At 60.2% G+C, this 14,440-nt stretch carries 11 protein-coding genes; 9 read left to right on the top strand and 2 right to left on the bottom strand.

Annotated elements, in window-relative coordinates:
* Positions 1-779 precede the first annotated feature (779 nt).
* The 9 genes from Har1129_RS19495 to Har1129_RS19535 all read left to right on the top strand — a co-directional run bounded on the left by Har1129_RS19495 (position 780) and on the right by Har1129_RS19535 (position 12,680).
* A complete protein-coding gene (locus tag Har1129_RS19495) occupies positions 780-1,967 on the top strand; it encodes an orc1/cdc6 family replication initiation protein (protein ID WP_151102469.1) in 1,188 nt (395 codons plus the stop codon).
* Positions 1,968-2,231: 264 nt separating this feature from the next.
* Positions 2,232-2,726 carry a ubiD operon protein gene (locus Har1129_RS19500; RefSeq protein ID WP_151102470.1) on the top strand — a complete coding sequence of 165 codons (495 nt, stop codon included), beginning with the start codon at positions 2,232-2,234 and terminating at the stop codon, positions 2,724-2,726.
* A 3-nt stretch (positions 2,727-2,729) separates the two neighbouring features.
* Positions 2,730-4,235: a UbiD family decarboxylase gene (locus Har1129_RS19505; RefSeq protein WP_151102471.1), complete on the top strand. Its 1,506-nt coding sequence runs from the start codon at positions 2,730-2,732 to the stop codon at positions 4,233-4,235.
* Positions 4,232-5,602 (top strand): UbiD family decarboxylase domain-containing protein, encoded by a 1,371-nt coding sequence (locus Har1129_RS19510; RefSeq protein ID WP_151102472.1) that lies wholly within the window; start codon positions 4,232-4,234, stop codon positions 5,600-5,602. Before Har1129_RS19505 ends, Har1129_RS19510 begins: the two co-directional genes overlap by 4 nt.
* Positions 5,603-5,815: 213 nt before the next feature.
* Positions 5,816-7,498: an acyl-CoA synthetase gene (locus Har1129_RS19515; protein WP_151102473.1), complete on the top strand. Its 1,683-nt coding sequence runs from the start codon at positions 5,816-5,818 to the stop codon at positions 7,496-7,498.
* Positions 7,499-7,543: 45 nt separating this feature from the next.
* Complete coding sequence (locus Har1129_RS19520) at positions 7,544-8,710, top strand: acyl-CoA dehydrogenase family protein (protein WP_151102474.1); 1,167 nt, start codon at positions 7,544-7,546, stop codon at positions 8,708-8,710.
* Entirely contained in the window at positions 8,710-10,491 is a 1,782-nt protein-coding gene (locus tag Har1129_RS19525; RefSeq protein WP_151102475.1) for an acetyl-CoA carboxylase biotin carboxylase subunit, read from the top strand. The genes Har1129_RS19520 and Har1129_RS19525 overlap by 1 nt, the downstream gene beginning before the upstream one ends.
* Before the next feature lie 2 nt (positions 10,492-10,493).
* Positions 10,494-12,212, top strand: a complete 1,719-nt coding sequence (locus Har1129_RS19530; protein ID WP_151102476.1) for an acyl-CoA carboxylase subunit beta — start codon at positions 10,494-10,496, stop codon at positions 12,210-12,212.
* Positions 12,213-12,215: 3 nt separating this feature from the next.
* Complete coding sequence (locus tag Har1129_RS19535) at positions 12,216-12,680, top strand: MaoC family dehydratase (protein WP_151102477.1); 465 nt, start codon at positions 12,216-12,218, stop codon at positions 12,678-12,680.
* Between the two features lie 40 nt (positions 12,681-12,720).
* Here Har1129_RS19535 and Har1129_RS19540 read toward each other — a convergent pair whose 3' ends face one another.
* Together Har1129_RS19540 and Har1129_RS19545 are read right to left on the bottom strand one after the other, a co-directional pair.
* Positions 12,721-13,443 carry a class I SAM-dependent methyltransferase gene (locus tag Har1129_RS19540; RefSeq protein WP_151102478.1) on the bottom strand — a complete coding sequence of 241 codons (723 nt, stop codon included), beginning with the start codon at positions 13,441-13,443 and terminating at the stop codon, positions 12,721-12,723.
* Positions 13,444-13,603: 160 nt separating this feature from the next.
* Positions 13,604-14,437: a CoA ester lyase gene (locus Har1129_RS19545; protein WP_151102479.1), complete on the bottom strand. Its 834-nt coding sequence runs from the start codon at positions 14,435-14,437 to the stop codon at positions 13,604-13,606.
* Positions 14,438-14,440 lie beyond the last annotated feature (3 nt).

Consider the following 14,440-nt stretch of genomic DNA (forward strand, 5'->3'; position numbering starts at 1 on the left):
TGTCTGAGTCGATTCTGTGGCAGGGAAGGAGTAGATGTCAGTCTCAGAAGCTGTAACAGGACTGGCTTCACACCCCCACCCCACTGGTTCCGCTGTTAGGAGATAAATAGACGGCACCACCCCCATGTGAGGGGGTGCTTTGCTATACTGTGGTAACGTGCTACGGTTCTGGTTTTTTGCCGACACACTTGAACTTATTCACTAGCTCTAGAAATATTCTGCCCGTAGTTCGGATTGCAGTCCGAATGCATCCCCACCGACTCTCAGTCCTAACAGCGGAACCAGTGGGGTGGGGGTATGCGTATCCCCCATCCCATATGGTGTACTCTGTTTCGACAATTCACGGCAGAGATACTGGGAGCAGGAGATACCAGAGTCATGACCGCTCTATGGGATAAACTCGCTCTAACAGTGGCAGTGAACACCCTCGCAGTTACAATCCGAGATACTCGACCTACGCAGACGGGAGAAACGGCACGCTCTCTTAGCCTATTCTCGTTTTCTCGCCTAACAGCGGAAGTGGTGGGGTGGGTGTGGTCGGTTCACCGCTGAAATTCCGCTGTTCAACCACTCAGCGTTATCGGGTTCCGGTCCTCGAAGAAGGCACTTCTTGGCGACCGTGCTAACAGCGGAAGTAGTGGGGTGGGGGAGTAGTCAACAAGGTGTTCCACCACTCACCTAACAGCGGAAGTACCGGGGTTGGGCATTTATATACTTAGTCGAACAGCGGAAGCAGCGGAACCAAAGGTTAAGACAGTTCGTGTTGCAACTACATACAAATGAGCGACATTACGTTTTCGCCGACCTCCACAATATTCGAACAACGCGAGGCACTACTCGAAGAGTGGACCCCTGAGGAGCTTGTCGGGCGTGACGAGGAGCTCCAGAAGTATCACGCTGCTCTTCAGCCAGTCATCAACGACGAAACCCCGTCAAACATCTTTCTGTACGGGAAAAGCGGCGTCGGAAAGACTGCTGCCACCCGGTACCTGCTCTCCGCTTTGGAACGTGATGCAGCAGATGTTGACGGGCTGGACCTCAGTACGGTCGAAGTCAACTGTGATGGTCTCAATTCGAGCTATCAGGCCGCGGTCGCAATCGTCAACACACTTCGTGACCCGGCGAATCAAATCTCCAACACCGGATATCCACAGGCTTCAGTGTACCAATTCCTTTTCGACGCACTCGATGATCTGGGCGGAACGGTACTTATTGTTCTTGACGAGGTCGATCACATCGAAGACGATTCGCTGCTGTACAAACTTCCCCGCGCCAGATCGAACGGTGATATCTCCGAGGCGAAGCTGGGTGTCATCGGTATCTCGAACGACCTCGATTTCCGCAACCAACTGTCCTCGAAAGTCCGGTCGAGCCTCTGTGAAAAGGAAGTGTCGTTTTCGGCCTACAACGCCAATGAGCTACAGCTCGTGCTGAAACAGCGTGAGGCCGTCGCGTTTCAGGACGATGTTCTCGATGACGGTGTCATAGAAATGTGTGCTGCGTACGGTGCGAAAGACTCCGGGGACGCCCGTCAGGCTCTGGATCTCCTGCTTGAAGCTGGTGACCTTGCGCGAGAGTATGACGATGAACTCGTCACTGAACACCACGTACGCGAAGCCCGGCAACGACTTCAAACTGATCAGGTCGTCGAGGGCATTCGTAACTACTCTGATCACGGGCAACTCGTTCTCTATGCACTCACTGGGCTCGCCGAAGACAATGACACCCCAGCTCGGACACGGGATATTCTGGGCGCGTATCAGGAACTAGCGCGTGATGAGGGTCTGGACCCGGTTTCAGAGCGGTCGGTCCGTGACTATCTCGGTGAACTCACACAGCTTGGAATCGTGTCCTCAACGGAGTACAACCGGGGGAAAGGCGGTGGGAAGTACAAGGAATTCGAGCTAGAGCAATCCATCAGCTCAATCAAAACGGGCCTGTCAGAACTCCTGAAAAAAAGTCCGTGACCCCACCGGTTCCGCTGTTAGCCACCCCACTGGTTCCGCTGTTAGCACGTCCAGACGGTTGCGTCGTCGATGGCAAACAGCCGAAAAGCCCGGCCACCAGCGAACGTTCCGCCCGAATTCGTCTGCTCACGCTCAAGTCTGATGAGGGTATCAAACTGTGACCGAGACGCACGAATCGGTGCAAGGATGTCCCGACGACGGTACATATATGCCAGTGGAACAAGAGGTTGCTAAGAGCATCAGCAAAACAACTGAGGGCAGGTAATGTCGAGCCACTACATCACGTCAGCAGACCATCTCCCCGAGGAAGCACAGACAGAAACCACACTGCAGATCACAGATGCCCAGACGAAACGCATTTTCGAGGCACGCGTTCGGATTTCCCGGGACCCTGATGCACTCACTGACCCGGAACCGCTAACAATCGTCGCCGGGCCACACGAGAGCGTCAGCGAGACCAGATACGTCGAATTGCTCGATGAGACTGCTGCGACCGGTATCGATCAAGAGCTCGTGGCACATCTGGCGGCCGAACAGGAGACGGCGTCGAATATCCTCAATACTCGGTCCGACGATCTGAAGGTTCTCTTGCAGTATCTCGTCGAGACTGGCGAGTACGAGTCAACGTCCGATGCGCTTCGCGAGATCGCGTTCGACCACCTCGCCACAGAACGCCCGGCTCTACTTGACACCTACGCGGAGGTCCGCCACGACCTCGATGACGACCCACTCAGGCGCGTACTCGAAAAACGAGAGTGACAGATGTCCGTTAATTCGCTCCGTGCGTACCTCGATTTGCTCGACACGACCGGCTGGCTCCGGTCGTTTGACCAGCCGGTGTCGTGGGATCTTGAAGCAAGTGCAGCGACGATGCTCGCCAATATCCGCGACGGCCCGATTCCGGTGTTCGAGTCTATTGCAGGGACAGAGATGGCGGCAAAACTGGTTGGCGACCCGTATCGCGGCCCCCAGACTCGCCCTTGGGATCACTTCGCGCAAGCGCTGGGACTCCCGAGTGGCCTATCAGGTCGTACGTACTACGACCGAGTGATCGAGCGCCTCAACGCGCCGCAAGCGCCCCGAACTGTTGCGAGTCACAAGGCCCCCTGTAAAGAGACAGTGCGGACGGGAAGCGAGGTCGACCTCTTGTCGTTCCCGTGGCCATATATTCACGAAGGCGACGGGGGGCGGTACTCGAACCATCACACCATCGTCGCTCCGGACCCCGACACGGAGTGGGGAACTTGGTCGAGTCATCGAATGATGATCCACGACAGCTCTCAGGCCAGTCTGTTGTTACTAGCCGGTGAGCAGGTTCCGAACCGCTACTACTACGACTACGAGCCCCGGGGCGAACCGATGCCAGTCGCGGTCGTCATCGGTGCGGAACCCACCGCCGAGTGCACTGCAGACATGTGGATTCCGACAGGTCGGAGCGAAGCGGCCTTCGCGGGCGGCCTGAAAAACGCGCCTGTGGACCTTGTCCAGTGTGAAACCAGTGATCTGTACGTCCCGGCGACGGCCGAGCTAGTTCTCGAAGGGCACGTTCGACCCGACGACCGCCTCGATGAGGGACCGTTCGGCGACTACTTCGGCTACATGAACGGCCCGCGACGTTCGATGCCGGTGTTCGAAGTCGATGCGATTACCCACCGCCACGAACCGCGGATACCGTTTTGCGTCGAGGGGAGCGGTGTCGGATACGGGCAAAACTCGACCAGTACGCTCCGGCTCGTCGCAGCCGGTCCCGACGCGACTGTCGGCCTCCGGGCCGCCGGATTCGACGTTTCGATGGCGGTCCCGTGGCGATTCACCTCCCGCACCGTCTGGGTCATCGCGACGGATCGACCGTATCCGGGCTATCTCCACGAACTGGCGAACTTTATCTTCACGACGTGGGGGATGCTCCACATCGACTTTTTCGTGTTTGTCGACGCTGCTGTCGACCCGCTCGACCCGCGGGCAGTCCTGACAGCGATCGCGCTTGAGGCCGACCCGGACGACGACTTCCATCAATTCGGCGTCGAGCGGATGCCGAAAGTTCCGCTCAACATCTACCAGACGCCGGACGAGAAGGGCAGCGCGGATGTGGGTACTTCGAAGGCAAAGACGGCCAAAGCCTACATTGACGCAACGACTGACGGCGACGCACCCGACATGACGGCGACCACAGAAACCCGGAAGAAAGCGCAGGAGCGGCTAGTCGATGCGGGACTAGACGCTGCACGGTTCGACCGGCTTGACGAGCGGGAGGGGCAATCACAGTGATCCCGTTCACGCAGTACGTCCGTGGACTGGCCGGCGACGATGACCTCGTCCGACTCGACGGCCCATTCGAGGTCCCGGTTGACGTGCTGGCGGCGGAGGCGCTGCGCGCGAGTGGACCGGCACTTCGGTTCCAGCGTCCCACAGGTATCGACCTCGTTAGCGGCGTGTTCAGCGGACCGGACCAGACGCAGCAGCGTGAGGCCCGGCCGTGGTCGCGGCTGTCGCTCGGCCTCGGACTTGACCCGGAAGCCACGCTTGTCGACCTGCTAGAGACAATCAGCACCCTCGGCCCGACCGGCGGGACTGCGGAGCCGACATACACTGGGCAAGCAGCCTCGGCGACAGACATCGACGTACAGGACCTGCAGTTCCCACAGAGCGAAACGGACACGTGGCCCGCGGTGACGCTTGGTGTTGCATCGGTTTCGACCGCTGACGGCACACACTGGGGGCCGGTCCACGGTTCGGTCGTAGGCGGCGACAAGCTCAGGGTGCGTGTTCCAGACGCGCTGTCGTCGCTTGTCGCTGAGGGGACCACAATAACGATAGCACTCGGCGTGCCGCCGGCGGCGATCACGACGGCATACCTGCTTGCTGTCACTGACCAAACTGCCACGCCGATCCAGTCCTGTGGGGTGACCGGAACCGTCCCGCTCGTTCCGACCAACGGCGGACTCGTCCCGAGCGCGACGGAAGTCGTCATGGAGACGACGGTTGTGGACCGCCAGCCCGACTTTCGCTCCGACCGCCGAGAGGGCTGGGAGTACGTTGTCGAGAGCGGCCCGCTCTCGCTGTCGGTCGAGCGCGTCCGCACAACTGAAACCCCGGTTATCCCTCTCTCACCAGTCGGTCGCCCGCTCGCAGATGATCTCCGGCTCACGGGGTTAGCGACGGCCGCATCCCTGTACCACCGGCTCAACAACTACTGGGGCATCTCGCCGGTCGAATGGCTGATGCTGCCGGCAGAGGCGGAACTCGGGATCTGTTTCGTGGCCAGTGACGTGCTTTACGGCGGCTTCGAGTGGCAACTCGCGAATATCCTCTTTTCATTCTCGTCGCTGTTCGACACGGTCGTTATCGTCGACGAAGACGTTCCGCCACAGGACTTCGGCCGCGTTCTGGCCGACCTCTGGCTGAAATCGCACCCCGCTCGCGACTGGGTGTTCAGCGAGCCAGATGCACCGGCAGCGACACGGCCTCACTACCGACGGGACAACGAAACCGGCTCGCGCCTGTACGTGAACTCGGCATGGGACCCACGCTGGAAGGAAACGTATATCGCGCCGCGAGTCACGTTCGAGAACTCCTTCCCGAGCGGCGTCCGCGACGTGGCTCGTGTCCTGTGGGATGAGCCCGACACTGCTTGACTCCGCTACCGAAGAGACGACTGCCTACGAACCATTCCGCTGAATGTGTCTCTCGCATGTATATATCTTCGACTATGTCGTAATCAGGACTGTTTTCGCAGCACGGTCCCGAAATAATACCTACAAAGGAAAACAACCAATTATTAGTGCGATATATATACCGAAGAAAATAACCGGTACAGTTATACCGGAATCCGGTATTCCGAGCGGTGTATGGTGACCAGCCACAACCTCCCGGACTACGACACAGCGCGGAACGAATTCTCTTGGGACGATATTTACGCGGACGCGGACTGGGACGCACCGAACGACCTGAACATCGGGCACGAAGTTGCTGACAGACACGCGACTGACCGGGGACAGGTCGCGCTCTATCAGGTCGGGACCGACGGAGAGCTGTCGAAGATGACGTTCTGGGAGCTTGCTGACCGCTCAAGCCAGTTCGCCAATGTCCTTGACGATCTCGGGGTTGCACAGGGCGACCGGGTCTTTTCGTATATGCCCCGAATCCCCGAGCACTACGTGGCACTGGTCGGAACACTCAAACACGGTGCTGTCTGGGGAAGCGTTAACGAGCGGTTCGGCCCCGATGGAATCTCGTACCGTCTCGACGACTGCGACGCGAAGGTAGTCGTCACCACCACTGACAATCGCGACACAGTCGAAGCTGCACTGGACGACGCGCCTGCGGTCGAACACGTGATTACTGTTGACCGTGGCGGTGGCGCGCCCGCTGACGACGTGGTTTTCAGTACCGCGCTCGACGGCGCGACCACGGCGTACGATGTCGCTGAGACCAGCGGAGAGGACGATGCGCTGCTGTACTACACCTCGGGGACGACCGGGCTGGCCAAAGGCGTCCTCCACAAACAGCGCTGGATCGCCGGTGTCGCGGCAACACAGAAGTACGCCGTTGACCTGCAAGACGGCGACCTGTACTGGTCGACCGGTGACCTCGGCTGGCTGACGGGTGCCATCAACACGCTCGGCGCTTGGTTCTGGGGTGCGTCGCTGTTCACCTACGAGGGCGAGTTCGATACCGACGAGTGGGCCGACCTACTTGATGAATACCCGATCAGCGTCCTGTTCTCGGTCCCGACAGCGTACCGGATGCTCCGTGAAAACGACGAGGTGCTTGACGATGTCGACCTCGATTTGCGTCATGCGCTTTCTATCGGCGAACCGCTCAGTGCCGGCGTTGTTGAGTGGGGCGAGGACAAACTCGGTGTCACGATTCTCGACACGTACGGCCAGACTGAGACTGGCAACATGATCATCAACAACTACCCGACAATGGAGCTCCGTCCCGGGTCGATGGGGAAACCACTCCCCGGAATCGAGGCCGATATCGTCGACCCGCAAACAGGTGACGTTCTGGAACCCGGTGAGACGGGCGAAATCGCTCAGCGTGGCGACTACCCGTGTTTCTTCGCCGAGTTCTGGAACAAACCAGAAAAGACCCAGCGGGCGTTCGTCGAGGGGCAAGACGGGACATGGTATCTCTCAGGAGACCTTGCACACAAAGACGAAGACGGCTACTTCTGGTTCGAGGGGCGGGCAGACGACGTGATCCTCTCCTCTGGCTACCGCATCGGGCCGTTCGAAGTCGAGAGTTCGCTGGGCGAACACGACGCGGTCGCCGAGGCGGCGGTCGTTCCCAAACCACATCAAGAGCGGGGGAACATCGTCAAGGCCTACGTCGTGCCAAGCGAAGACGCTGAGCCGTCCGACCCCCTCAAAGAGGACATCCAGAACTACGTGAAAAACGAACTCTCAGCCCACGAGTACCCGCGCGAAATCGAATTCCGTGAGGAACTCCCCAAGACTGTGACCGGGAAAATTCGACGGACAGAACTCCACGACGACGCCGAAGCAGAAGCCGAAGTCGAGACCTGACACAAGGTATCAAGCACCACGAGCGATAACAGAGACACAACACCAATGAATTTCGAATCCACTGAGGAACGTTCGATGATTCGGTCGACCGCAGCGGACGTGGCGGCCGAGTTCGGCCCGGAGTACTGGCGCGAAAAAGAAGAGGCAGGCGAGTTCGGACAGGAATTCTGGGACGAACTGGCCGAAGCCGGCTTCCACGGATTGCTGGTCCCGCCGGAGTACGAGGGGGCCGGTATGGGCATTCAGGAGATGGGGCTGGTCATGGAGACGCTCTGTGCCGAAGGCTGTGGCATGGCGGGCACTTGGTATCTGGTGCTCACTGCCGGTATGGCCGCCGTCGGTATCAGGGAGGACGGGACAGAAGAGCAAAAGCAGACCTACCTGCCGGACATCGCCAACGGCAAACGGAACTTCTCTATCGGCATCACAGAGCCCGAGGCCGGGACAAACACGCTAAACGTCGCGACTCGCGCCGAGAAAGACGGCGACGAGTACGTCCTGAACGGGAACAAGGCATGGATCACCTTCGCGGACCGGGCTGACAACATGATTCTCGTCACGCGCACGACCCCACGCGACGAGGTCGAGCGCGGGACTGACGGCATAAGCCTGTTTATCGTCGATATGGACGATCCCGGCATCGACGTGTCGCCGATTCCCAAACACGGGATCAACTACTCGAAGTCCTGTGAGGTCTTCATCGAGGACGTCCGGGTCCCCGAGGAAAACTTGCTTGGCGAGGAAGACGACGGCTGGTGGACCCTTGTCGATATGCTGAACCCGGAACGCATCGGCTTTGCGGCTGCCGGAACCGGCATCGGCAAACTAGCCGCCGACACTGCTATCGAGTATGCTAGCGACCGAGAGGTGTTCGGCGCGCCCGTTGGGAGTCATCAGGCGGTTTCGTTCCCGATCACCAAGGCGTACGCCCGCATGGAAACGGCGGCGCTCATGCGTGAGAAGGCGTCTTGGCTCTACGATCAGGGCGAGGAGTGTGGGTACGAGACAAACGTCGCGAAGGCGACGGCCGTCAGTGCTGGCATCGAAGCGGTCAAGCAATCGATGCAAGCATTCGGCGGCTGGGGCTATGCGAAGGAGTACGATGTCGAGCGGTGGTGGCGTGAAATCAACCTGACGCGGCTGGCCCCGGTCTCCCAGCAGATGGCATACAACCACATCGGGCAGCATCTCGGTTTCCCCAGATCCTACTAATGTTCGAGAAAGTCCTTGTCGCAAACCGCGGCGAAATCGCGGTCCGTGTGATGGCTGCGTGTGAAGAGCTGGGTATCGAGACGGTCGCCGTCTACAGCGACGCCGACCGCAACGCTGGCCACGTCGAGTACGCCGACGACGCATACAACATCGGTCCAGCACCCGCAAGTGAGTCGTACCTCGACCAGACAGCGATCCTCGATGTCGCTGAGCGATCCGGGGCCGATGCAATCCATCCCGGGTACGGCTTCCTCGCGGAGAACGCCGCGTTCGCTACCCGCGTCGAGGCCACCGATGGGGTCACGTGGGTCGGCCCGCCAAGCGACGCGATGGAGACGCTAGGGGAAAAGACAAAGGCCCGGACAGTGATGCAGGAGGCCGGTGTCCCAGTCGTCCCCGGCACGACGGACCTCGTCAGTGAGCCTGACGAGGTACGCGAACTGGGTGCAGAGTACGGCTATCCTATCGCGATAAAGGCAGAGGGTGGCGGAGGCGGTCGCGGCATGAAGATCGTCCGGAGCGAGGCTGAGGTTGCGGAGGCGCTCAAGAGCGCGAAGCGCGAGGGCGAAGCGTACTTCGGCAATGACTCGGTGTACGTCGAAAAGTACCTCGAAGCTCCGAAACACGTCGAAGTGCAGGTACTTGCAGACGAACACGGTAACGTCCGTCACCTTGGAGAACGTGACTGCTCGCTGCAGCGCCGCCACCAGAAGGTCATCGAAGAAGCCCCGAGCCCGGCACTTGATGCCGACCTGCGTGCGGAAATCGGCGAAGCCGCCAGACGCGGAGTCAGTGAAGCCGGCTATACGAACGCCGGGACAGTGGAGTTCCTCGTTGAAGACGGGGAGTTCTACTTCATGGAGGTGAACACCCGAATTCAGGTCGAACACACCGTCACCGAGGCTGTGACGGGCATCGATATCGTTCGCTGGCAGCTCCGGGTTGCCGCGGGCGAGCAACTGGACTTCACACAGGACGACGTGTCGATAGACGGCCACGCCGTCGAGTACCGGATCAACGCGGAGAACCCTGCCGAGGACTTCGCGCCGACGCCGGGACCGCTGACGACGTACGCGCCGCCAAGCAGTATCGGTGTTCGTCTCGACCACGCGGTCACACAGGGCGATGATATCGGTGGAGACTACGATTCGATGATCGCGAAACTGATCGTCGCTGGCGAGGACCGGGACCACTGCCTCGCTCGGTCGAGGCGTGCCCTCGGCCATTTCACGGTCGAGGGTGTCCATACGACGATTCCGTTCCATCGGTTGATGCTCGACGACGACACCTTCATCGCCGGGACGCACACAACGAAATACCTCGACCAAGAACTCGACGACGAGGCGCTTGACACAGCCGTTTCGCGGTGGGGGACCGAGGAGGTCGGGAGCGACTCCTTGTCGGCATCGACGGATGAAATCGCTGTTGAGGTCGACGGGAGACGCTTCGATGTCGTCGTCACAGATGGCCTCCCCCGTGCATCGCGCGGTGGAAACGCCAGTGGCGGCTCCGGCGGTGGTACTGCCGGCGGCGCATCCGGTGGCGGCACAGCGGACGTGGCCACGGCGGGTGCGATTACGGCTGAGATGCAGGGAACCATTCTCTCGACCGAAGTCACAGCCGGTGACGATATCGCTGCTGGCGATGTCGTCTGCGTGCTGGAGGCGATGAAAATGGAAAACGACGTGGTGGCGTCCACGGGCGGAACCGTCGCGTCCGTTCCGGTCGCAGAGGGCGATTCTGTAGACATGGGCGACACGCTGGTTGTATTAGAGGAGTGAGTATGCAAGTCAGAATATCAGACGACGCGACCGAATCGGAAGCACAGGCCATTGCCGAAGCACTCGCGGCGCATTTCGAGGACGACGTCACTCTCGTCGTTGACAGCGGCGAAGCGGTCGGCAGTGCCACGTACGACGGCAACGGACGGGCCGAATCCACGGAACCGGTCGACGACGACCTCGGCCCGACCGAACGGGAGGAAACGCTGCGCAAGGAGATTGAAAAGATTCTGGAAGGCGGGCCGGAAAAATATAAAGAACAGTTGCCAGAGGAGGGCAAGCTGTTCGTCCGGGACCGCATTGATCTGTGGTTCGGTGATGAGTTCCTGTTCGAGGACGGGAAGTTTGCGGAGTTCGACGCCGACGACCAGCTCCCCGCTGACGGACTCATCACAGGGGCCGCGGAGTTCGAGGGCCGTGACCTGCATTTCATGGCCAACGACTACACGGTCAAACGCGGCAGCATGGCCGCCAAAGGTGTCGAGAAGTTCCTTCGGATGCAACAGCGGGCGCTGAAAACCGGGCGGCCGGTGCTGTACCTGATGGACTCCTCGGGAGGCCGTATCGACCAACAGACCGGCTTTTTCGCCAATCGCGAGGGTATCGGGAAGTACTACTACAACCACTCGATGCTTTCCGGACGAGTCCCACAAATCTGTGTCCTCTATGGGCCGTGTATCGCCGGCGCAGCGTACACGCCTGTCTTCGCGGACTTCACAGTCATGGTTCGGGATATGAGCGCAATGGCTATCGCCAGCCCCCGGATGGTCGAAATGGTCACCGGCGAAGAAATCAGCCTCGAAGACCTCGGTGGCCCTGACGTCCACGCACAGCACTCCGGCAGTGCAGATCTCATCGCCGACGACGAGGAACACGCCCGGGAACTCGTCGCCCAACTCATCAGCTATCTGCCCGACAACGCCGACGAAGACCCGCCCCAGACCAGCGGGACGGCCCCGAAGCGGTCGCCGGAGGGCATCGACGCCGTTGTCCCGGACAAGCCGAACAAAGGCTACGACATGTTCGACGTGATTGAGCGGGTCGTCGACGCCGGGTCGACGCTCGAACTCCGACCGGAGTACGGCAAAGAGATCATCACGTCGTTTGCCCGGATCGACGGCCGGCCAATCGGGGTCATCGCAAACCAGCCAGCCCAGCGCGCGGGGGCTATCTTCCCGGACGCGGCGGAGAAAGCCGCTCAGTTCATCTGGACCTGCGACGCCTACAACATCCCGCTATTGTACCTCTGTGATACGCCGGGATTCATGGCTGGCTCGGGGGTTGAGAAAGAAGGCATCCTCGAACAGGGCAAGAAGATGATCTACGCCACGTCCTCGGCGACAGTACCCAAACAATCTGTCGTGGTGCGGAAAGCATACGGTGCGGGTATCTACGCGATGTCCGGCCCTGCCTACGACCCCGAGTCGACAATCGGCCTGCCGAGCGGCGAAATCGCGATCATGGGGCCGGAAGCGGCTATCAACGCCGTCTACGCCCGCAAGCTCTCCGAGATCGACGACGAGGATGAACGACAGCAAAAGGAGCAGGAACTCCGCGAAGCCTACCGCGAGGATATCGACATTCATCGAATGGCAAGCGAAGTCGTCGTTGATGACATCGTTCCGCCCAGCGACCTCAGAACGGAACTGACGAACCGGTTTGCGTTCTACGAGACCGTCGAGAAAGACCTCCCGGACAAGAAACACGGCACCATCCTCTGAGCTATGACAGGACGCTACTACGAAGAGTTCGAGGTCGGCGAGACCATCGAACACGAGAAGCGCCGCACGATCAGCGAGCGCGACAATCAGCAGTTCTGCGATATGACGATGAACCAGCAGCCGCTTCATCTCGACGCCGAGTTCGCAGCCGAGACGGAGTTCGGCGAGCGACTGGTCAACGGACTCTACACGATGAGTTTAGCTGTCGGGCTGACCATCCCAGAGACAACCGACGGAACCATTGTCGCGAATCTCTCCTACGACAGCGTCGAGCACCCGAATCCGGTGTTTCACGGCGACACGATCCGTGTGCAGTCGACCGTGACCGACAAACGCGAGACTAGTGACGGTGAACGCGGGATCGTCACGATGCACGTCGAAGTGTTCAAACTCACAGAGACAGACGACACCCTCGTCTGTGAGTTCGACCGCACCGTGCTGTCGCTGCGACGCGACAACGCCGAGTGACGCTGGGACCGCTCGATAACGAACCGCGAATCCCAGTTACCTATTCGGGCACACCGATAACCCAGCGCCATCGTTGCTCGAACGTGCCGTCGAGAGCACTGAGGAGGTCGCGGGCCTGTAGCACTCGTTTTTCGGTGTCCAGCTTCGGATAGAGCCGTGCGGCCATCGCCGGAATCGCGTGGAACAGTCGGATGTTTTCGGCAGTCGTCGAAAACCGCCACGTCCCTGTTGTGGTCGCGAACTCGCCCGCGAGGGCGTCTCGGATAGCCGCTGTCTTGGTCGGGGAGCGTGAGTCGCGTTCGAACTGTTTGAAGACGTCCGTGCCGTCAGGACAGACCCAGCCAAGCGGTGCGACAGCGCCGACCACGCCGTCTGAGCGGAGGACTCTGGCGGCCTCCCGTACCGCAGTTACTGGGTCAGGGACCAGAAAGAGCGAGGCGGTAAACGCGACGCCGTCGACTGACTGGTCCCTGAGCGGCACGTGGTCGAAATCGGCTTGGAGTCGGGTAGCAGACCCGATTTCACGCAGCATCTCCCGGCTGATGTCAAGAGCAATGGCGTTCGCTGCTGTCTCGGCGAATACGCGTGTACTCACACCTGTTCCTGCGCCCGCATCGAGGACAGTCCCGAACTCACCGTCCGTCCGAGCGCCCATCTCGGCTGCGAGCAGTCGCGCGAGCGCAGTGAAGCGATTGGTCCGTCGCTCGTATGTGGTGTAGGCGTCGACGCTGGCATCGAAGTTCTGGCGAACGACGTCTTTCATACACGATAGCACAGTCGAGTCCCAGATAGTTGTTGTCGTTGGCTACATACGACCGGACTGATGGCGGAAAGTTGTCAAGCCGCTCGCAAACCGCGCTAAGAGCACGCAAACGTTCTTGGATCGGTCCGAAATACAGATATCGGGCGGCGTTCGCGGCGAACTATCGCTGTCCGGCTTCGCGAGCGCGCTTGAGGATGCGCTCTGCCTGCGCGATAAGCGGTGCATCGATCATCTCTCCGTCGACCTCGAAAACGCCAGCATCTGTCTCGTCGTCGGCCGTGACGACACGTTCGGCCCACGCGATCTCATCGTCACTGGGAGTGAACGCGTCGTTGATGACCGCGACCTGATCCGGATGGATCGCCATCTTCCCGTCGTACCCGAGCTGGGCAGCGAACTCAGTTGCGTCACGGAGGCCATCCAGATCGCCGTAATCGGGATAGATCGTATCGATTGCATCGATCCCCGCGGCGCTAGCCGCAACGACGACCCGCTGGCGCGCATAGAGCACCTCACGTCCGTCGCTGGTGCGGGTCGCACCCACGTCGGCCGCAAGGTCTTCGGCCCCGAACAGGAGTGCATCGGTGGGGGCAGCAGCCGCGATCTCCGCAGCGTTGAGGACGCCAGCAGCAGATTCCACCAGCGCAAGCACAGGGAGGTCTGTATCGTTTTCTCCGAGAAGCCGGCTCAATGCTGTGATGTCCTCGGCGGAGCCAGCCTTGGGGAGCATCACGCTGTCAGGGCTGGCGTCCGTCAGTATCGCTGCAAGGTCAGCTGTGGCACAGACGCCCACGGGATTGATGCGAACGCAGATGTGGCTGTCTGAACTGACAGCCGAGAGTACTGACCGCACAGATTCACGCGCCTGTTCTTTATCGGCCGGTGCAACCGCATCCTCCAGATCGAAGACGACGACATCGGCGTCGCCACCAGCCGCTTTTCGCATCAACTCTGCATTGTCTCCCGGTGCAAACAGCACACTGCGACGAACCATAGC

The sequence above is a fragment of the Haloarcula sp. CBA1129 genome, from assembly GCF_008729015.1.
Taxonomy (GTDB): Archaea; Halobacteriota; Halobacteria; order Halobacteriales; family Haloarculaceae; genus Haloarcula.

Excerpts from the sequence above, each read along its gene's own strand:
- Har1129_RS19495 (WP_151102469.1), top strand. The coding sequence starts at position 780 with ATGAGCGACATTACGTTTTCGCCGACCTCCACAATATTCGAACAACGC.
- Har1129_RS19500 (WP_151102470.1), top strand. The coding sequence starts at position 2,232 with ATGTCGAGCCACTACATCACGTCAGCAGACCATCTCCCCGAGGAAGCA.
- Har1129_RS19505 (WP_151102471.1), top strand. The coding sequence starts at position 2,730 with ATGTCCGTTAATTCGCTCCGTGCGTACCTCGATTTGCTCGACACGACC.
- Har1129_RS19515 (WP_151102473.1), top strand. The coding sequence starts at position 5,816 with ATGGTGACCAGCCACAACCTCCCGGACTACGACACAGCGCGGAACGAA.
- Har1129_RS19520 (WP_151102474.1), top strand. The coding sequence starts at position 7,544 with ATGAATTTCGAATCCACTGAGGAACGTTCGATGATTCGGTCGACCGCA.
- Har1129_RS19525 (WP_151102475.1), top strand. The coding sequence starts at position 8,710 with ATGTTCGAGAAAGTCCTTGTCGCAAACCGCGGCGAAATCGCGGTCCGT.
- Har1129_RS19530 (WP_151102476.1), top strand. The coding sequence starts at position 10,494 with ATGCAAGTCAGAATATCAGACGACGCGACCGAATCGGAAGCACAGGCC.
- Har1129_RS19535 (WP_151102477.1), top strand. The coding sequence starts at position 12,216 with ATGACAGGACGCTACTACGAAGAGTTCGAGGTCGGCGAGACCATCGAA.
- Har1129_RS19540 (WP_151102478.1), bottom strand. The coding sequence starts at position 13,443 with ATGAAAGACGTCGTTCGCCAGAACTTCGATGCCAGCGTCGACGCCTAC.
- Har1129_RS19545 (WP_151102479.1), bottom strand. The coding sequence starts at position 14,437 with ATGGTTCGTCGCAGTGTGCTGTTTGCACCGGGAGACAATGCAGAGTTG.